This window comes from Aeromicrobium camelliae, from assembly GCF_003850045.1.
GTDB lineage: Bacteria > Actinomycetota > Actinomycetes > Propionibacteriales > Nocardioidaceae > Aeromicrobium > Aeromicrobium camelliae.
In genome coordinates this window covers 198,515-218,064 of record NZ_RQJX01000003.1, presented here as the reverse complement: position 1 = coordinate 218,064, position 19,550 = coordinate 198,515, and the positions used below count along the sequence as shown (strand labels likewise).

Genomic DNA, 19,550 nt, shown 5'->3' with positions numbered 1-19,550 from the left:
GATACGTCGGTCGCTGAGCGACCTCCTACTCGACCATCTATGGCGCGGTGAGCGAGGTGGTCCCGCAGTGCCTGCGGGAGCTCCGGCCTAGACCCGGGTCAGGTGGTCGAGCAGTGGCGACCTCCTGCTCGACCACCTACGGCGGGTGGGCGACGTGGTTCCGAAATGTCTGCGGGAGCTGCGGCTGACACCTGGGTTAGGTGGTCGAGTAGGCCCGAGGAACGAGGGCCGTATCGAGACCAGTGACGTCACGTGGACTCGATACGGCTCCGCAGAGCTCCGCCTACTCGACCGCCTATCGCGTGAGGTGCGTCAGACGCGGAGGATGCGGTCGAAGCTGGCGATGGTGAAGCGGACCGCGACCGGGACCGTCTCGCCGACCTCGGGTGGCGTCACATCCGCGGGCAGGAACACCATGCTCGCCTGCATGTGCGGCGGTTCGGCGAACCAGCGCTGCTTGCCGGCGATCGTGAACGGCGACAGCGCGAGGCCCGCGGCGGCGAGGCCGCCCTTCGCGAGCGACTTGCCGCGCTCGACCGGGCTCGCGACCGCTCGCGGTGCCTCCAGGCCCACGCCATGACTCGTCCCGCCGGCGATGACCAGCACGTGGCCGTCGCGGGGCATCGGCCGCTGGCGGTAGCCGATCCGCTCACCGCGCACGACCGGGTGCCGGTCCAGCACGGTGGCGCGCACATCGAGGGCCCCGAGATCACCCAGCCACAGTGCGGTGCCGATGCGCGGCCGCACGCTCAGGTGCGGGCGGCGTTCGCGCAGGGTGACGAGTTCGGCCGGGGTGAGGTGCGAGACGTACAAGGTCAGCGTGTCGAGCTGCGACGTCTCGAGTACCGCGGCCCACTCCTCGGCCTCAGTCAGGTTGCCGCCGGCCATCGGCAAGTGGATCGCGAACCCCTCGAGCGTGAGATCGCCGAGAGCAGCGACGGCCGGCGCGAGCTCGTGTCGATCGAGTCCGTGCCGCGCCATCGAGGTCTCACCCTCGAGCACGATGCGCGTGCCCGGATGATCGGCAGCGAGGCGGGCGACGTCGTCGACCCGGCCGACGGTGTGGATGACGCGGGGGTCGTGGACGACGTCGGACGTGAACGGCCGCCACGGGGTCAGCACCATGACGTCGCCGTCGAAGCGGGCGAGAGCCTCAGGCACCTCGTCGTACGTGCCGACCGCGACGGTGTCGAGGTCGAGCGCGCGCGCCTCGCCGGCGAGGAGGTCACGCCCGAGGCCGTACCCGTTGCCCTTGATCACCGGGACGATGCCCGGTGTGGCATCGACGGTGCGGCGCACGTGGTCGAGCCAGCGGGAGCTGTGCAGATGCAGGTCGAATGCCATGGTCGCCTCCTTCAGCCGCGGCGCTTGAGGTAGGCCGTGAAACCGGCGTACAGCGCGCGATTCAGCGGCAGGTCCCACTCGCCGAGGTACTCCACAGCTTCCCCGCCCGTGCCGACCTTGAACCGGATGAGGCCGACATGCGGATCGTCCTCATCGAGGGTCTCGGTGATGCCGCGCATGTCGTAGACCGTGGCGCCTGCGTCCCGGGCGTCGCGCATCATCTGCCACTGCACGGCGTTGGACCCGCGCACCTCGCGCTTCGCCGAGGTGGACGCGCCGTAGGAGTACCAGGCGTGCGTCCCGACCTGGACGAGCGTGGTCGCCGCGACCAGGTCGCCCTCGTGATGAGCGAGGTACAGGCGCAGCCGCTCGGCGCCCTCGGCGGTCAGGGCGTCCCACATGGTCTCGAAGTAGCTCAGGGGGCGAGGAGTGAAGCCGTCGCGCTCGGCGGTCTCGCGGTACACCTCGTGGAAGGCGGCGAGGTCGTGGCGTTCACCGTGCGTGACGACGACGCCGGCCTTGTCGGCCTTGCGGATGTTGCGGCGCCACTGCTGGTTCATGGCGGCGAGCAGGTCGTCCTCGGATCGGCCGGCCAGGCGGATCTGGAAGTTGTACTTCGGCTGCCCGGCCGAGAATCCGCCGTCGGTCGACAGCTCACGCCAGCCGAGGGCGCGGAGCCGGTCGGCGACGGCGAGGGCGTCCGCGTCGCTGTGGTCTGCGGGCACGTCACCGAGGCGCGAGAGCACCGGGTCGGCCAGCGCCGACTTGATCGTGTCGGCGTTCCAGCGGCGGGTCACCACCGGCGGTCCCATGCGGATCCCGAAGGCGCCGGCGGACTTCAGGTGGGAGGCCATCGGCGTGAGCCACTGGTCGAGGTCGTCGCTCGTCCAGTCCAGGGACGGGCCCTCGGGCAGGTACGCCAGGTAGCGCCGCACCTTGGGCAGCTGCCGGTACAGCACCAGGCCGGCGCCGACGAGTTCATCACCGCGGAACCAGCCGAGGGATTCGCCGCGCCACTCGCTCTTGACGGTGGCCCAGGCGGGGGTCTGCAAGAAGCTGACGGAGTCACGCCCCGCCACGAAGGCGAGGTGCTCGGCGGTCGAGATCGGTCGGACCTGCAGGGGAGACTTCACCCGTCCGAGGCTACCGGCCCCTCGTGGCAGGCTGCCCCCGGAGCGAGACGCGCCCTTGAAGTCGCCAGGTGATGTCGCTTAGCCTTACCTAAGTGAGCTCCTATCGCGCGATCGTCCGCGGCCGACGCCAGCTGACCCCGCACCTCGTCACCGTGACCCTCGGGGGGCTGGACGGCTGGGCCTCGACCGGCATCCCTGACGAGTACGTGCGCATCTTCATCCCGCAGCCGGGCACCGAGCTCGTGCTGCCCGAGGTGAGTGAGAAGCGGGGCTGGACCTTCCCCGACGGTGTCGTGCCGCCGCAGCCGCGCGTCTACACGATCTCCGACCACCGGATCGTCGACGGCGACGTCCAGGTCGACCTCGACATCGCGCTGCATGAGGTCGGCATCGGATCGGACTGGGCGCGCACGTGCGAACCGGGCGATGAGGTCGGCATGATCGACCCGCACGGGTTGTACAAGCCGGCCGCCGAGGCTCGCCACCAACTGCTCGTCTGTGACATCACCGGCCTGCCGGCGCTCGCCCGGATCCTGCGCGGTCTCGACGAGGAATACCGCGTCGAGGCGCACGTCGTGCTCACCGACGGCGCCGACCGCATCGCACTGCCCAGTGCCGCCGACGTCTCGACGACGTGGGAGATCGTCGCCGACGAGACCCGGGTGGGTGACGCTCTGCGCCGTGCCGTCTGCGACCGCGACCTTCCCGCGTCCGCCGGCGACGCAGGCTTCTACGTCTGGTTCGCGGGCGAGGCGGCCGCGAGCCGTGCCGTCCGCAAGCGGCTGCGGCGCGATCTCGGCTGGCCGCAGAGCGACTTCTACACGTGCGGTTACTGGCAGTTCGACGCCGAGGCGTGGAACGCGCGCTACGCCGAGGTCGCCGAGACCGTGACCGCAGAGGCGATCGCCGCCTACGAGCGCGCCAACGGCGACGACGGCGTCTACCTCGACCAGCTCGAGGAGATCTACGAGCGCGTCGGGCTCTGATCCGGCTGCTCGGCCGCTGAGCCGGTGGGCAGCGACGCGGTCCCGGTCGCCAGCCGGCGGCGGACGAGCGCCGACTCGACCACGAGCAACACGAGGACGGCGAGTGCTCCCGCGGCGAACAGCATCAACGGCCGGGCTACGTCGGTCGGCGCTTCGAGTCCGCCGCTGTCGGACTGCCAGGGCCACAGCGCGCGCAGGGAGCCGGCCATGAGGCCGGTGGCCACGGCGAGGGTGATCCCGCGTCGGTGCCGCAGCAGCCAGCGCAGCACCTGGACGAAGGCACTCAACCCGAGCATCGCGCCGACCGCGAAGGTGGCCAGGTAGACCAGATCCCGCTCGTTCACCGCGTTCAGCGTGGGCTCGTACAGCCCGAGGGTGAGCAGAATGAAGGAACCGGAAACGCCGGGAAGCACGAGCGCGCAGATCGCCACCGCAGCCGCCGCCGCCACCATCCACAGTGCGGGGTCATCGTGTGAGAGCGAGGGGAGTCCGGTCAGGACGAACGCCACGATCGCCGCGACTGCGGCACGGATCCACTCCCTCGCTCCCCAGCGGTGGCCCACCATGCGTGCCGGCACCAGAAGCGAGACGAGAATCAGGCCGCTGAAGAACGCGCGGGACTCGACCGGGTGCTCGTCGACGAGCGGGGCGACGACCCGCGCAGCGGCCACCACAGCGATCACCATGCCGGCGCCGACCGGGAGCATCACGGACCAGGGGACCTGGGTGAAGTGGCGGCGAGCCTCCCCGGTGCCGCGGCCTCGGACCGGGTCGAGGACGAGGTGCATCAGACCGCGCACGACGTTGCCCGCGCCGTCGATCAACGTCTCGTACACCCCCACGATGAGCGCGATCGTTCCGCCGCTCACGCCGGGAATGATCTCGGCGATGCCGATGAGGGCGCCGCGGACAGCGTCGACGAGGCGGGGGATGGCACGCATAGAACGCGACGCTAGCAAGGCTGCGCGAGAGAGCGGCCGAACACGACGACGGGCGGTGGGTACGCGCACACGCACCCACCGCCCGTCCGAGCGTCAGGCCAGGCGACGGCCCGCGAGACGCGTCGCGCCCGCGGTCACCGCGCCGGCGAGCAGCAGTACGGCGCCGAGCGGGACGAGCGCGGACGACAGCTCCGCACCGGTGCTCGGAAGAGCGCCCTTCACGTTCGCCGCGGCACTCGCCGTCACGACCGTGATCCACTGCGCCCCGATGAGCTCACCGCGGCTGTCGTAGATCGCGAGCTGGTGACGACCGGCATCGACGTCCGCGGGGATCGTGACGCGGATCGTCCCGTCCGCCGCCACGAGATGCGTGCCCAGGTGGCGGGGAGCGGAGAACAGCCAGGCGTGGACTCGTTGGCCGGCGTACTGCTCGCCGACCTCGACGGTGATCGTCGAGCCGGCCACGACCGTCGCCGGCGCGGAGACCGAACCGCGCGGAGCGTCCGCACCCGGTGCGCTGGGAACCTGCGGGGCACCCGGCTCACCTCCGGGCGTTCCGGGCGGGGTCGGTCCGCCGCCGGGAGCCGGATCGGCGCCCGGCTCCACGACCTCGACGGTCCGCTCGACCGTCGCGACGTTGCCCGCCTCGTCGGCGGCCCGGTACGTGAGCCGGTAACTGCCGATCCGATCGGTGTCGACCTCGCCTTCGACCGTCACCGCATCCAGCGTGAGATCGTCGCACAGATCGCTGATCGTCACCCCGGCTATCGGATCGAACGCAGTGCCCACCTCGACCCGGTTCTCGCCGGGGAGACCGATCTCGGGCGCCTCGTCGTCCTTCACCAGCTCGACCGCGTCGATGACGGTGCCGTCGTCCACCCGCCGGGTCGTCGTGGTGAGGGAGCACTCCGCGACCGCGACGTTGGCGATGGTCGGGGTGCGGCTCTGGTCCCATGCGCTGACCCAGGACGCGTTCTGGTTGGGCGTCGCGTAGTACTTGCTGCCGCTGGAGGAGTTGCCCGTGATGTAGAGGACTTCGTCCTCGCTCGGGCGCACGACCTCGGCGCCGTCGGCGTTAGCCTCCTCGGCCTCCGGGACAGTCGGCGTCGTCCCGTTCATGAGGAAGCTGCGGGCGTAGCTGTGGTCGTGCCCGGCGAGCACCATGTCGATGTCGAGTTCGCTGATGATCGGCGCGAGCGCGGCACGTCGTTCCGCCAGACCCGAGCTGGTCGAGTGCGGGCCCACGCTGAAGATCGAGTGGTGGAACGTCAGGATCGTCCAGTGCGCACGCTCGCCCTGCGCGGCGATCGTCTCGCGGAGGAACCGCTCGTGCGTCGCGTAATCGGTGGAGTTGCTGTTGATGTTGAGGTGCAGCACACCGTTGTGCAGGAACCAGTAGTTGCCGCCGGCCGCGTCGAGGTCTGAGACATTCGGCAGGTTGAAGTGCTGGTGGTACAGCGGTGAACCGACGTCGTGGTTGCCGAGCGTGGTGGCGGTGGCCTGCGTGGACATCTGGGTGGGGGCGAGGAGGTGGCGGTACTCGTCGAGGTTGCTGGCGGTCTCGACCTGGTCGCCGGCCGAGAGCAGGAACTGCGACTCGGGGAAGAAGCGGTCGGCCGCGTCGAGTGCCTCCGCCCAGCCTTGGGCATCGCGCTCGGCGTTGCCCGACGATCCGATCTGCGGGTCACCCACGAAGGTGAACTCGTGCTCGAGGTCGTCGCTGTAGGTCTGGAACGTGCGGATCTCGGACCAGCCACCCGCTTCGCTGCCGACCCGGTAGCTGTAGGCCGTCGCCGGCGCGAGTTCGGTGAGGGTGGCGTGGAAGTACGCGTTCACACCGTCGAGCGAGACGCCCGTCTCGGTGGGTGTGACGACCCGAGCATCGGCGGGCATCGTGCCGTCCGACGACGCCGAGGCCGGCGCGATCTGGACGACCTCCGGCTGGCCGGTGTCGGAGAACCAGGACAGGTTGCGCTGGGTCTGATCACTGCCGACTCCGAGCATCACCGAGGTCGGGCCGGTCGCCTCGGGGGTCTCCTCGAGCGTGATCGACGGGACGTCGAGGTACAGGTCCGAGCTCGACGCGCGGCCGTTGTGCAGCTCGACCGCGATGGTGTTGCTGCCGGGCACGAGGACCGACGAGGGCGCGGTGAACTCGGCGAGGATCGGCGCGGCCTGGTTGGAGCCGCCGTACTGCATGTTCTCGGTGATGCCGTCGTCGTGGAAGCCGGCGACCCGCGTGCCGTTCACGTAGACCGTGGCGGCGTCGTCGTAGCGGACCGATCCGCGAAGGACACCCGCCTCGGCGAGGGTCTGGGCGTCGACGTCCACCGTCGTGCGGAAGAAGAAGGTCGGGACGTTCGTCGTCCCCTGACCTTCGATGTACTGGTTGAGCAGCACGTCGGGGAGGAATCCGCCGTCGAGCGGTACCCGCTCGCCGCCCTTGGCGCCGAAGCTGCCCGACCCGGTCTTCCAGGCGCTGTCATCGAAGCCGGGCGCGGCCCAGCTGGTGCGATCCGCGGTACCCGCGGCCGGATCGGTGTTGTCGTCCAGGTAGCGCCACTGGGTCGTACCGCTGCTGACGAGCGTGACGGGCTCGGCGGCAGCAGCGGCGGTCGTGGTCGCCGCGGTCAGCGCTGCGACGGCGGCCATGACCATCGCCGACGCCGACGCCAGCAGGCGCCGTCGAGGGGGGAGCGTTCTCATCGTGTCCGAAGTCCTTCGCTGGTGCGAACAGGGTCGCGAGCAACGTAGGAAGGCGACGCGACGGCACCGTGGCCGATGGGTCAACGGGGAGCGGCTCGACGGTGAATGAGCGGCGGACTCAGGCGACGCGGAGGTGCTTCGGCAGTTTCCAGTAGCTGCAGAAGCTGATGCGATCCGCCGGCGTCCCGCGGGAGACCAGATCGCGGCGCGCGCCGGACACGAGGCCCTGCTCGCCGGCGAGGAAGGCGTGACCCGTCGTCTCGGTTCCCAGCACCGTGCGCAACAGTGCATGACCGGGGATCTCGTGCTCGCCACGGACGACGTAACGGACCTCCACGCCGTCCGGGCCGTCGAGCTCGAGTCGGTCGTCCGGACCCGGCACCTCGCACCACGCGACGCCCCGTGCGTGCGCGGGGAGGGAGCCGAGGATGCCGCTGACGGCCGGGAGTCCGGTCTCGTCGGCGACGAGGAGGACGTCGTCGACCCCGCGTTCGGGGTTGAAACCGATGCCTTCGTCGATGATCGCCACGCGGTCGCCCGGGGAACAGTGGGTCGCCCAGGCGGCAGCCGACGACCGGGGATCGTCCGTCGGTCCGTGCACGACGAAGTCGATGTCGATCTCCGGGCCGGCAGCGCCTCCGGCGCGGTAGGCGCGCACGGTGTAGTTGCGCATGAGGGGGCGGTCGCTCATCGTCAGGAACCGCAGGTACCCGAGCGTCTCGTTGGCCTTCGGCGGAATCCGATCCAGTGCCGCGACATCACCGGTCGGGAGGAACAGCCGGAACCATTGGTCGAACCCCATCGGACGGAAACGGTCCGCATCGCGGCCCCCCAGGGTCACTCGCAGGAAATGAGGGCTGACGAGGTAGCTTCCACGCACCTCGAGGTGCAGCAGTTCGCGCTGTCGGGGTTTGACCATCGCGCTCGCGTGGGCCATGCCTGCCTCCTTCGGGTCGCTCCCGATCGTAGGTGAGGCTGCCCTAACTTGTCACCCCTGTGAGGTCATCGCCACGTTCGAGTGGCGCAGTGGTTCACGCGGCACGACGAGCAGCACCATGCCCGCCTCCTCCGGGGTACGGTCCGCCTTGCGGTGGTTACAGCGAAGGCAGGCGGCGACCGCGTTCTCCCAGGTCAGCGTGCCGCCTCGTGACCGGGGCACGATGTGATCGACCGTCTCAGCGCGTCCGCCGCAGTACGCGCAGCGTTGCTGATCGCGCGCCTTGATCGCGCTCTTGGTGCACAGCCGGCCAGGGCGGTGAAGCCATTTGGCCACGACGTACCGGACCAACCGCAGCACCCGTGGCCGGGGGAACGGACCGAAGCTGCCGTCGTCGGCTTCCTCGATGACGGCGACCTCGCGCACCAGCATCTTGATGGCGTGCCGCAGGGACACGCGTTGCAGCGGCTCATAACTCGCGTTGAGCACCAGGACATCGCCCATCTGCGTTCCCTTTCCGGTACGAAGCGTAGCCGCTTACACCACGAAACGGCTGCGATCGTGCGTAGAACAGGCGAACTACCCCGCTCGCGACCCGCGCGGGCGACCCGCGGGCGTCCTAGGCTCGGGGACATGAGCGATGAGGTCTGGTACTCCGATCCCGTTCCCGAGACGCACCGTCCGTGGCAGGCCGCCGAGGACCGGTACACCCGCTGGCCGTACCGGCGAGTGGGTCGATCGGGCTTGCTGCTGCCGCCCATCTCCCTCGGCCTCTGGTACAACTTCGGCGACAACCGCACCTTCGACGACCAGCGCGCCGTCCTGCGGCACGCCTTCGATCTGGGCATCACCCACTTCGACCTCGCCAACAACTACGGCCCGCCCTACGGCAGCGCGGAGGAGAACTTCGGCCGGATGATGCGCGGAGATTTCAAGCCGTACCGCGACGAGCTGGTGATCTCCACCAAGGCCGGCTGGGACATGTGGCCGGGTCCGTACGGATTCCTCGGCTCGCGCAAGTACCTGCTGTCCAGCCTCGACGCCTCGCTGCAGCGCATGAGCCTGGACTACGTCGACATCTTCTACTCCCACCGAGCCGACTCGGGCACCCCCGTCGAGGAGACCATCGGCGCGATCGACACCGCGATCCGTCAAGGCAAGGCGCTGTACGGCGGCATCTCGTCGTACTCGCCGGAACGCACCCGCCGCGCCGCGCAGATCGCCCGGGAACTCGGGACGCCGCTCGTCATCCACCAGCCCGCGTACTCGATGGTCAACCGCTGGGTCGAGGACGAACTGCTCGACACGCTCGAGGACGTGGGCATGGGGTCGATCGCCTTCACTGTGCTCGCTCAGGGGCTGCTCAGCGACCGGTACCTCGGCGATGACGCGGTGGAACGCGCCACGGAACGGCCGTCCTTCGACGAGAGCGTCGTCGAGCGGACGCAGGACCGGCTCCGCGGGCTGGCCGAGATCGCCCGCGACCGCGGCCAATCGCTCGCGCAGATGGCGATCTCCTGGGTGCTGCGACCAGGAGCGGCCACGTCCGCGCTCGTCGGCGCCTCACGCCCCGAGCAGCTGGACGAGAACGTCGCGGCCGTCGAGCGCACCGATTTCACCGACGACGAACTCGCGCGCATCGACGAGCTCGTCGGCCACGGCGGCGACGACGACATCGACCTCTGGAACACCTCCACCGTCATCGAGTGATCGGGAAAGGCGGTCGAGTAGGCGGAGCTCGCGGAGGCCGTGGAGCCATCGCAGGAGGGGCGTAGTCGCGTCGAGTCGTCGGTGGTCGAGTAGGCGGAGCTTGCGGAGCCGTATCGAGACCACGCTTGCGTGACGTGGTCTCGATACGCTCCCTCGTTCCTCGGTCGGTACTCGACCAGCTAAGCCCGCCGGGCTCGGCTCGGTTGCCGGGTGTAGGTGGTCGAGTAGGGAGGTCGCTCAGCGGAGGCCATGGAGCCATCGCAGGAGGGGCGTAGCCGCGATGGAGCGAGACCACGCTTGCGTGAGGTGGACTCGATACGCTCCCTCGTTCCTCGCCGCTAGTCGACCAGCTACCCGGTTCGCGTCAGGGGGTGATCAGGGATTCTCCTGAGTGACGGATGTCCCCTGGCATTCCTACGCTGAGAACATGACTGATGCCACCGTGGCCGCGCGCGCCCGTGACCTCGTGAAGACCTACGGCAAAGACGATGCCGAGGTCCATGCCCTTGATGGAGTCTCCCTCGACGTGATGGCGGGGGAGTTCACCGCCGTGATGGGCCCCTCGGGCTCGGGCAAGTCGACGCTCATGCACTGCATGGCCGCGCTCGACGCGCCCAGCGCCGGGTCCGTGGTCATCGGTGACACTGAGCTCGCGCAGCTCAAGGACAAGGAGCTCACGCGCCTGCGTCGCGACCGCGTCGGCTTCGTCTTCCAGGCCTTCAACCTCGTGCCGACCCTGACCGCCGAGGAGAACATCCTCCTGCCGCTCTCGATCGCCGGCCGCAAGCCCGACCCCGACTGGTACCAGCAGGTCATCGACGCGGTCGGCCTCGCCGACCGCCTCAAGCACCGGCCGAACGAGATGTCGGGTGGTCAGCAGCAGCGGGTGGCCTGCGCCCGTGCGCTCGTGGGACGCCCGTCGATCGTCTTCGCCGACGAGCCCACCGGCAACCTCGACAGCACGTCCGGCGCCGAGGTGCTGTCGTTCCTGCGCCGCAGCGTCGACGAGTTCGGTCAGACGATCGTCATGGTGACGCATGACCCGGTCGCCGCCTCCTACACCGACCGCGTCGTGTTCCTCGCCGACGGCAAGGTCGTCGACGAGCTGCGCAAGCCCACGGCCGAGACGGTCCTCGAGCACATGACCGCGCTGCAGCAGCGCGCCATGAGCACGTCCCCGCAGGAGCACTGAGATGCTCAAAGTCACGCTGCGGAACCTCGCGGCGCGGAAGCTGCGACTGATACTCAGCGCCTTCGCGATCGTCCTCGGCGTCGCGTTCGTCGCCGGGTCGCTCGTGTTCACCGACACGATGGGCAAGAGCTTCGACAACATCGTCTACGGCACCGTCTCGGACGCCAACGTGCGGTTCGAGTCGGACGGTCAGGCCGGGCTGGAGATGGAGTCGGTCAACCTCGACGCGCGCTCCCTGCCCGCCTCCCTCGTCGACGAGGTGGCGAACGTCGACGGCGTCGAGCGCGCCGACGGCAACGTCGAGGGTCAGGGGCTGTTCGTCGTCAAGGAGAACGGGTCGCTGCTCGGCGGGACCGGTGCGCCCACGCTGACGTTCAACTGGAACGACGCCCCCAACTCCGCCGGCGACCAGATCGCGACGATCAGCTCGGGCAAGATCCCGGAGGGACCCGACGAGGTCGTCATGGACGAGCGTTCGGCCGAGAACGCCGGCTACGAGGTTGGTGACACCGTCTCGATGCTGACCGCCGGACCGGAGCCGCAGCTCGAGGCGAAGCTCGTCGGCATCGTCGAATTCGCCGGCGGCGGTCTGGCCGGCGCCACCCTCGTCATGTTCGACACGCCGCGCACCCAGCAGCTCTTCCTCGGCGGCCAGGACGCCTACACGACGATCTCCGTGGCCGGCGAGCCCGGCGTCAGCGAACAGCAGCTCGTCGATCGCATCACGCCGCTGCTGCCGGACGGCGTCGAGGCCGTCACGGGGGCGAAGCTCGCCGAGGAGAGCAAGTCGCTCATCAACACCGTGCTCGGCTTCCTCAACACCTTCCTGCTGGTGTTCGCGGCGATCGCGCTGGTGGTGGGCACGTTCCTCATCGTCAACACGTTCTCGATCCTCGTCGCGCAGCGCAGCCGGGAACTGGCCCTCCTGCGTGCGATGGGCGCCTCCCGCCGACAGGTGACCCGCTCGGTGCTGACTGAGGCGTTCGTGGTCGGCGTGCTCGGCTCCACGCTCGGACTCGCGCTCGGGTTCGGGCTCGCGGCGGTGCTCAAGGCGATCTTCGGGCAGTTCGGTCTCGACCTGAGCGGGACGGCCCTCGTGTTCTCGCCGCGGACGGTGATCGTCTCCTACGTCGTCGGCATCCTCGTCACGATGGTCGCCGCGTGGTTCCCCGCCCGACGGGCCGCCAAGGTGCCACCGGTCGCGGCGATGCGTGACGAGGTCGCGCTGCCCGAGGGCACGATCCGTAAGCGGTTGGTCGTCGGCGTGGTGCTCGCGCTGCTAGGCGCGGCCCTGATGGCGATCGGTCTGTTCACGGACGTCGCGCGCGGCCCGGCCTGGTTGGGCGCCGGCATCTTCCTGGTGTTGATGGCCGTCGCGATGACCAGTCCGGTCACGGCGCTGCCGGTGCTCGCGCTCGCCGGCGTGATCAACCGGTCCCTCTTCGGCACCGTGGGCCAGCTCGCCACCGAGAACGCCCGGCGCAATCCGCGACGCACCGCGGCCACCGCGTCGGCGCTCATGATCGGACTCGCGCTGGTCACGACGATGTCGGTCCTCGGGTCCTCCATCAACCGTTCGATCGACGCCGGTGTGGACGAGCAGTTCACCACCGACTTCCTCGTCTCCAACGCGATCGGTCAGCCGTTCTCGACCACCGTCGCTGAGGAGGTGGCGAAGGTGCCGGGGGTCGAGGAGGTCTCGGTTGCGCAGACGGTCGTGTTCGGGGTCGAGGACCGCAACGTCTACGCCTCGGCGGTGAATCCCGCCACCCTGGCGCGGATCTTCGATCTGACCTACGAATCGGGACGCGCCCCGGAGTCGACCGCCGAGATCGCCTTCAACGAATCGATGGCAGAGCAGCTGGGTGTCAGCACGGGCGACGAGATCGAGCTGGAGTTCCCCGGCACCACACTGCCGGCGACGGTGAGCGGCGTCTACGCCGACACGTACGTCGTCGGACCGGCCACGGTGCTCGTGCAGCTCGTCGACGAAGCGGGCCTGAAGCGCGCTGACTCCTCCCTGGCGGTCAACGCTGAACCGGGCCGCGACCTCGACACCGTGGGAGCCGCCATCGAGGAGGCCATCGCGGACGTCCCGACCGTCACCGTGCAGAACAAGGCGGACTTCGCCGAGGCCCAGCGGGCGCAGGTCAACCAGCTGCTCTACCTCATCTACGCGCTGCTCGGCCTGGCGATCGTCATCGCGGTGCTCGGCATCGTGAATACGCTGTCGCTCAGCGTCATCGAGCGGACGCGCGAGGTCGGACTACTGCGCGCCGTGGGACTGTCGCGTCGCCAGCTGCGGCGGATGGTCCGGTTGGAGTCCATCGCCATCGCGATCCTCGGCGCCCTGCTAGGAATCGGCGCGGGCCTGCTGTTCGGGGTCTCGCTGCGCAGCGCCTTCAGCGAGGAGGGCATCACGCACCTGAGCATCCCGTGGGTGCAGCTGGTGGTGTTCGTCGCGATCGCAGCCGTCGTCGGCATCCTCGCGGCGGTCGCCCCGGCGTGGCGCGCCTCCCGGCTCAACGTCCTGAGGGCCATCGCCACCGAGTGAGACGAGTTCCGCCAGCGGCGCCCGGTCGGCATCACCCGACCGGTCGCCGCTGGCGTTCCGGCCGCCCGGAAACTGCCGGATTGGCCGTGGATTCGGCTCATCGGCTAGACTCAGGGGGTTGCCCACCGAGGGCGACGACTCTCCTGTTGCGGAAGGCCCGCAACCGCTCAGACCGAAGGAGACCCCGCAGTGGCACTGCGCAAGTACGAAGTCATGGTCATTCTCGACCCCGATCTGGATGAGCGCACCGTCGCTCCCAGCCTCGACACCTACCTCAACGTGGTCCGTCAGGACGGCGGCACGGTGGACAACGTCGACATCTGGGGCCGTCGCCGTCTCGCCTACGAGATCAACAAGAAGTCCGAGGGCATCTACGCCGTCGTCGACCTCAGCGCCGAGCCGGCCACGGTCAAGGAGCTCGACCGTCAGCTCTCGCTGAACGAGTCGGTCGTCCGCATCAAGGTCACGCGTCCCGACGCCAAGTGACCGGCTGAGCCGGCGGTGTGGATGATCGGGTACCGATCGTCGTCGCCGTACGGTTCACTGGAGTCAGACACCACTTCCTGCGAAAGGCTTGTGCCCCATGGCTGGCGAAACCGTCATCACCGTCATCGGCAACCTCACCGACGACCCCGAACTGAAGTTCACTCCGTCGGGGGCTGCCGTCGCCAACTTCACGGTGGCCTCGACGCCGCGCGTCTTCGATCGTCAGAGCAACGAGTGGAAGGACGGCGACGCGCTGTTCATCCGCTGCGCCGCGTGGCGCCAGCTCGGTGAGAACGTCGCGGGCTCGTTGCAGAAGGGTCAGCGCGTGATCGTCACCGGCGCGTTGCGGATCCGCAACTTCGAGCGCCAGGACGGCTCGCGCGGCACGAGCGTGGAGATCAACGTCGACGAGGTCGGTCCGTCGCTGCGGTACGCCACGGCGCAGGTCCAGCGCACGCAGCGCTCGGACAATGCCGGCGGCTTCGGTGGCGGCGGTGGCCAGGGTGGTTTCGGCGGCGCGCCCCAGCAGGGCGGCGGCCAGGCCAACCCGTGGGCCACGCAGCCCGGCCAGCAGGGTGGAGCTGACGCGTGGGGCGGTGGCCAGGCCACCGACGAGCCCCCCTTCTAATCCCTCACTCTCAGATCAGTTCATTTCAGGAGCATCATGGCTAAGCCAGTTGTCCGGAAGCCGAAGAAGAAGAGCAACCCGCTCGCGGCCGCCGGCGTCACCACCATCGATTACAAGGACACCGCGCTGCTGCGCAAGTTCATCTCGGACCGCGGCAAGATCCGCGCGCGCCGCGTCACCGGTGTCTCCGTCCAGGAGCAGCGTCAGATCGCCAAGGCCATCAAGAACGCCCGCGAGATGGCTCTCCTGCCCTACACGTCCAGCGGTCGCTGAGCGAAGGAGTAGCGAGATGAAGCTCATCCTCACGCACGAGGTCAGCAACCTCGGTGCCCCCGGCGACATCGTCGAGGTCAAGGGCGGGTACGCCCGTAACTTCCTGCTGCCGCGCAACTACGCCATCGTCTGGACCAAGGGCGCTGCCAAGCAGGTCGAGTCGATCAAGGCCGCCCGCGAGGCGCGCGCCGTCCACGACCTCGAGACCGCCCGTGGCATCAAGGGCACGCTCGAGGCCAAGCCGATCAACGTGCAGGTCAACGCCGGCCAGGGCGGGCGCCTCTTCGGCGCCGTCACCGTCTCCGACATCGCCGCGGCGATGGAGGCTGCCGGCGCGTCGGTCGACAAGCGTCGTATCGAGGTCGGCAACCCGATCAAGTCGCTCGGCACGCATCAGGTCACGGTCCGCGTTCACCCCGAGGTGACCGCGTCCGTCACGCTGAACGTCGTCGCCGCGAAGTGACCCATGACGCCGCCGTGACCTCCTGCGAGGTCACGGCGGCGTCGTCGTTTCCACCATGATCAAGCGTTCCTTCGCTCTCGTTCTCGCCACGGTCCTCCTCGCGGCGGGCTGCAGCACGCCCGAGCCCGAGCCCGTCCCGCGCCCTGACGGCGTACAGTTCAGCGACCTTCGCAGCGCCGACGCCGCAGAGCTGCGTGACGGAGGAACGCTCACCCTCGCCGCGGCCGGCTGGCCCACCTCGTTCAATCCGTGGACGAGCGAAGGAGCCGCCACCGACACCGCGGCCGACCTCCTCGCACCGACTCTCGGTTCGGCCGTTCGTCCCACCGAGGAGGGCGACTGGGAGACCGACCCTGACTACGCCGAGTCAGTGGAGATCGTCGCCGACGATCCGCTGACCGTCGAGGTGCGACTCAACCCCGACGCGGTATGGCAGGACGGCACGCCCATCGGCGCCGCCGATCTCGCAGCCTTCGTCGAGGCGGTCCGCAATCCCGCGACCGCGGCCGTCGCCCATCCGGCGTACGAGCTCGTGCAGGAGGTCCGACCCGGTGCCGACGACACGAGTTACCAGGTCGTCTTCTCTCGTCCGACCGCCGACTGGCCGGCGGCCGTCTACCCGCCGTTGCCCCAGTCGGTGAGCAAGGATCCGCAGCTGTTCGCCGGCGGTTTCGCGGAGACAGCCGTGCCGGCGAACGGTCCGTTCGTGGTCGACCGGATCGACCGGGCGACCGGCACGATCGAGCTGTCCCGGAACCCGCGCTGGTGGGGCCAGACCCCGCTGCTCGAGCGCATCGTATGGCGCGTGGCTGAGCCAGAGGTGCTCGCCGAGGCGTATGACGCTGACGAAGTCGACGGTTTGCTGCCCGAGGCCGCCATCGGCGCCGACGTCGACGACACCGACCGGCGTTATGCCGTCGACACCTCGTGGGTTCAGCTCACACTCAACGGCGGCCGCGGCCCCTTGAGCGATCCCGCAGTACGGCAAGCCGTCGCCGCGGCGGTGGATCGACCGGCGATCGCCGACGCGATGGCCGAGGCCAGCGGTGGTGCCACCGAGGCCATGGGCTCGACCGTGCTGCTCCCGGGCCAGCGCGGCGCCGCCGCCGCCGCGCCGAAGCGTGACGTGCAGCAGGCCGCGGCGCTGCTGGACGGTGCCGGCTGGGCGGAGGGTGAGGACGGTGTCCGCGCCCGCGACGGCCAGCAGCTGGAGTTGAGGTTCCCCGTACCCGAGGGCGACGTCGAGGGGGCGGACCGCGCCGATCTCGTCGCTGAGCAACTGGCGGAGGTCGGGATCTCGGTCCGAGTCGAGGACGTGCCGGCGGAGGACTTCCAGGAGTCCGTGGTGGTCCCGCTCGCCTTCGACATCGTCGGTTTCGCGTGGGACGCCTCGGCATTCCCGATCGAGGAGGCGACGGCGCGGCTCACGCCGGCCGATTCCAACCGCAACTTCACCGGGATCGCCACCGAGCCGGTCACCCGTGCGTTCGAGGCGGCCCGGGGCGAGCTGAACGACGAGCGCTTCATCGAGGCGGTGAACGCCGCCGACGCCGCAGCAGCCGAGCAGGCGTCCATCATCGCGCTCGCACCCGTCCCGGCGGTCATGGTCCTCGACCCTGCGGTCCGCAATCTCGGTCCGAGTACCTTCGCTCCCGTGGATTGGACGATCGTGGGCTTCGAGGCGGAGGACTGATGGCACGGACGCGGCGCGAAGCCGTGGGCTGGTCCACCGTGCTGCGCGAGTTGCGGGTCGTCCGGGTCAGCGACGTGAGCCCCGCGATGCGACGGGTGACCCTGACCGGTGAGCAGCTCGCCGGCTTCGAGGTCGAGGGCGGCCAGCTGCCCGAGTTCCGCAGCGAAGGGTTCGATGACCACGTCAAGCTGCTGGTACCGATCGAGGGCAGCGAGCGTCCGCCGCTGCCCGTCCAGGGTCCGGACCGGCTCGAATGGGGCGCCGCCGGCGGTCGTCCGGTCGCGAAGGACTACACCCCGCGCCGCTACGACCCCGCGACCCTCGAGCTCGATCTCGACTTCGTGCGGCACGGCGTCGGCTTCGCGTCCGGCTGGGCCGAGCGCGTCCGACCGGGTGACCCCGCCTGGATCGTGGGCCCGACTCGGTCGCTGCTGTTGCCGCAGGGTCAGGACTGGATGCTCGTCGCCGGCGACGAGACCGCGCTGCCGGCGATCGGCCGTCTCCTCGAGGAGTGGCCCGAGGGGTGGCGCGGCCAGGTCGTCGTGGAACTCACCGACCCCGCCCACGAGCAGGACCTCGTGCCACCGCCGGGTGTCGAGATCCAGTGGACCGTGGGGCCGGAGGCCTGGATCGAAGCGGTTCGCAAGCTCGACTGGTGGCCCGGCGAGGTGTTCTGCTGGGTGGCCGGCGAGACCCGCACGATCCGTCAGGTTCGCGACTTTCTCAAGAACGAGCGCGACGTCGCCCGCGACTGCCTCGACGTCACCGGCTACTGGCGCCGCTGACCCACCGATCGCCCGGCCCCGAACCCCCGTCCCGACAGAACCCCGCGTCCCGACAGCGCCCCTCACCGCGAGTGGCGCAGAATGGGGCCGATCCGGCCCGAAACGCCCCCATAGTGCGCCAGTCGATCACCACTTTGCGCCAGTCGGGGGAGTTCAGGGGGAGCCGGTGAAGCTCTCGCCCACTGATCGTCTGGAGCGTCAGCGGGCGCTGCCGAGGACCATCCACGCCTCGCCGCGCTGGCGCCACCACAGGGTCGCGCCGCGCGCGGCGATGAAGAGACCGTAGGCGAGCCACAGCCAGGTGAAGGAGACCCCGAGCCAGCCGACGACGAGGGCGGCGGGTGCGTAGAGCGCCAGCACGACCAGCCCGGCCCAGGCGAGGAACACGCCGTCACCGGCCCCGATCAGCACCCCGTCGAGCACGAACACGAGTCCGGACAACGGCTGGATCGCCGCGACGACGAGCAGCGTGGGAACGACCGTGGACAGCACCGCCTCGTCGGACGTGAAACCCCGGGCGACGAGCGGCGACGCCGCCGCGAGCACCAGGCCGAAGAGCGCGCCCGCGCCGACGCCCCACCCGATCATCCGCCGGGTCAGGGCACGCGTGCCGGCGGCATCGGACGCGCCGAGCGTACGGCCGGTGAGCGTCTGGCCGGCGATGGCGAGCGCGTCGAGAGCGAACGCGAGCAGCGAGACGACGGTCGTGGCGATCTGGTGTGCGGCGAGGGGTGCGTCGCCGAGGCTGGCGGCGACGACGGTCGCGAGCACGAGTGAGGCGCGCAGCGTCAGGGTGCGGACCAGCAACGGGACGCCGTCGGTGGCGGCAGTGATGACCTCGGCGAGCCGTGGCGCCACGGAGGCTTGCTGCGCCCGGGCCCGGCGGACGACGATCCCGCACAGCCAGATCGCGGCGAGCCACTGGGCGAGCACCAAGCCGAGTGCGGCACCGGCGAGCCCGGCGCCCATGCCGTACACGAAGGTCACCGTCAGCACGACATTGACGAGGTTCGCCACGATCATCGCGACGAGCGGGGTGCGAAGATCCAGCAGGCCGCGAAGGGCGCCGGTGGCGGCGAGTACGAGCAGCATCGCGGGGACCGAGGCTGCCGCGACGACGAGATACTCGTGGGCGAGGTCGGCCACCTCAGCCGAGCTGGAGAGCGCGGTCGCGAGCGGCCGCGCGGCGAGCGCGAGGACCGCGGTCAACGCCACGCCCAGCAGCGCCGCGAGCCACACACCTCCCACGGCGCTCTCGAGTGCGCGCCGGTCGTCGCCCGCGCCCTGATAGCGCGCGACGGTGGCGGTGCTGCCGTAGGCGAGGAAGATGCACAGGCCCACGACGGTGGTGAGGACGGTCGAGGCGGCCGCGAGTCCCGCGAGCTCGGCGCGGCCGAGGTGGCCGACGATCGCGGTGTCGGCGACCAGCATGAGCGGTTCGCTGACGAGCGCAGCGAAGGCCGGCACGGAGATGGCCACGATCCGGCGGTCGACGTCTTTCACAGGCAGCCGTCAACGATGGGGAAAACGCTCATCGTAGAGCAGTCTAGACCCCGCTGTCACGCGGTTTCGGACAACTGGTCCTGGGGATGAAATTCCTCGGTGACTTTCTTCGGTCCACATCGTGTGAGTCACGTTTGCGCAGGTCAGAGAGCACCTGTGGGGAAGCGCGGCCGGATGTCCACAGAGAAATCCACGGTGTGTGCACACGCTCCTCGG

General features: G+C 69.8%; 17 protein-coding genes. 10 read left to right on the top strand and 7 right to left on the bottom strand.

The genetic code is table 11. The features are described 5' to 3' along the window. Positions 1–312: 312 nt before the first annotated feature. Together EHW97_RS04055 and EHW97_RS04050 are read right to left on the bottom strand one after the other, a co-directional pair. Positions 313–1,344 (bottom strand): alanine racemase, encoded by a 1,032-nt coding sequence (locus EHW97_RS04055; RefSeq protein WP_124235874.1) that lies wholly within the window; start codon positions 1,342–1,344, stop codon positions 313–315. Positions 1,345–1,355: 11 nt separating this feature from the next. After that, entirely contained in the window at positions 1,356–2,477 is a 1,122-nt protein-coding gene (locus EHW97_RS04050) for a lipid II:glycine glycyltransferase FemX (protein WP_243696297.1), read from the bottom strand. A 92-nt stretch (positions 2,478–2,569) separates the two neighbouring features. Here EHW97_RS04050 and EHW97_RS04045 point away from each other — a divergent pair, with 92 nt between their 5' ends. Beyond that, a complete protein-coding gene (locus EHW97_RS04045) occupies positions 2,570–3,463 on the top strand; it encodes a siderophore-interacting protein (RefSeq protein WP_124235873.1) in 894 nt (297 codons plus the stop codon). Here the strand turns inward: EHW97_RS04045 and EHW97_RS04040 are convergent. The 4 genes from EHW97_RS04040 to EHW97_RS04025 all read right to left on the bottom strand — a co-directional run bounded on the left by EHW97_RS04040 (position 3,442) and on the right by EHW97_RS04025 (position 8,551). Continuing rightward, positions 3,442–4,404 (bottom strand): DUF368 domain-containing protein, encoded by a 963-nt coding sequence (locus tag EHW97_RS04040; RefSeq protein WP_124235872.1) that lies wholly within the window; start codon positions 4,402–4,404, stop codon positions 3,442–3,444. The genes EHW97_RS04045 and EHW97_RS04040 overlap by 22 nt on opposite strands. A gap of 93 nt (positions 4,405–4,497) precedes the next feature. Then, on the bottom strand, positions 4,498–7,110 hold the full coding sequence (locus EHW97_RS04035) for an immunoglobulin-like domain-containing protein (protein ID WP_124235871.1): 2,613 nt from the start codon (positions 7,108–7,110) through the stop codon (positions 4,498–4,500). Between the two features lie 118 nt (positions 7,111–7,228). Continuing rightward, positions 7,229–8,047 carry a siderophore-interacting protein gene (locus tag EHW97_RS04030; protein WP_124235870.1) on the bottom strand — a complete coding sequence of 273 codons (819 nt, stop codon included), beginning with the start codon at positions 8,045–8,047 and terminating at the stop codon, positions 7,229–7,231. A gap of 51 nt (positions 8,048–8,098) precedes the next feature. Beyond that, the gene (locus EHW97_RS04025; RefSeq protein ID WP_124235869.1) at positions 8,099–8,551 is read right to left on the bottom strand and encodes an HNH endonuclease; all 453 of its coding nucleotides are present in this window, start codon (positions 8,549–8,551) and stop codon (positions 8,099–8,101) included. Positions 8,552–8,680: 129 nt separating this feature from the next. Between EHW97_RS04025 and EHW97_RS04020 the strand changes: the two genes are divergently transcribed. The 9 genes from EHW97_RS04020 to EHW97_RS03980 all read left to right on the top strand — a co-directional run bounded on the left by EHW97_RS04020 (position 8,681) and on the right by EHW97_RS03980 (position 17,831). Then, positions 8,681–9,757, top strand: a complete 1,077-nt coding sequence (locus EHW97_RS04020) for an aldo/keto reductase (RefSeq protein WP_124235868.1) — start codon at positions 8,681–8,683, stop codon at positions 9,755–9,757. 427 nt (positions 9,758–10,184) lie between these two features. Then, positions 10,185–10,949 carry an ABC transporter ATP-binding protein gene (locus EHW97_RS04015; RefSeq protein ID WP_124235867.1) on the top strand — a complete coding sequence of 255 codons (765 nt, stop codon included), beginning with the start codon at positions 10,185–10,187 and terminating at the stop codon, positions 10,947–10,949. A gap of 1 nt (position 10,950) precedes the next feature. Then, positions 10,951–13,503 (top strand): ABC transporter permease, encoded by a 2,553-nt coding sequence (locus EHW97_RS04010; RefSeq protein WP_124235866.1) that lies wholly within the window; start codon positions 10,951–10,953, stop codon positions 13,501–13,503. Positions 13,504–13,698: 195 nt separating this feature from the next. After that, positions 13,699–13,989 carry a 30S ribosomal protein S6 gene (gene rpsF, locus EHW97_RS04005; protein WP_208001872.1) on the top strand — a complete coding sequence of 97 codons (291 nt, stop codon included), beginning with the start codon at positions 13,699–13,701 and terminating at the stop codon, positions 13,987–13,989. Positions 13,990–14,086: 97 nt separating this feature from the next. Beyond that, positions 14,087–14,617 carry a single-stranded DNA-binding protein gene (locus EHW97_RS04000; RefSeq protein WP_124235864.1) on the top strand — a complete coding sequence of 177 codons (531 nt, stop codon included), beginning with the start codon at positions 14,087–14,089 and terminating at the stop codon, positions 14,615–14,617. A gap of 36 nt (positions 14,618–14,653) precedes the next feature. Beyond that, entirely contained in the window at positions 14,654–14,890 is a 237-nt protein-coding gene (rpsR, locus tag EHW97_RS03995; protein WP_067861076.1) for a 30S ribosomal protein S18, read from the top strand. A gap of 16 nt (positions 14,891–14,906) precedes the next feature. Beyond that, entirely contained in the window at positions 14,907–15,353 is a 447-nt protein-coding gene (rplI, locus tag EHW97_RS03990) for a 50S ribosomal protein L9 (RefSeq protein WP_124235863.1), read from the top strand. Between the two features lie 55 nt (positions 15,354–15,408). Further along, positions 15,409–17,046 (top strand): ABC transporter substrate-binding protein, encoded by a 1,638-nt coding sequence (locus tag EHW97_RS03985; protein WP_124235862.1) that lies wholly within the window; start codon positions 15,409–15,411, stop codon positions 17,044–17,046. Beyond that, positions 17,046–17,831: a siderophore-interacting protein gene (locus tag EHW97_RS03980; RefSeq protein ID WP_124235861.1), complete on the top strand. Its 786-nt coding sequence runs from the start codon at positions 17,046–17,048 to the stop codon at positions 17,829–17,831. The genes EHW97_RS03985 and EHW97_RS03980 overlap by 1 nt, the downstream gene beginning before the upstream one ends. 198 nt (positions 17,832–18,029) lie before the next feature. Here EHW97_RS03980 and EHW97_RS03975 read toward each other — a convergent pair whose 3' ends face one another. Further along, the gene (locus EHW97_RS03975; RefSeq protein ID WP_124235860.1) at positions 18,030–19,334 is read right to left on the bottom strand and encodes an MATE family efflux transporter; all 1,305 of its coding nucleotides are present in this window, start codon (positions 19,332–19,334) and stop codon (positions 18,030–18,032) included. Positions 19,335–19,550: the final 216 nt, after the last annotated feature.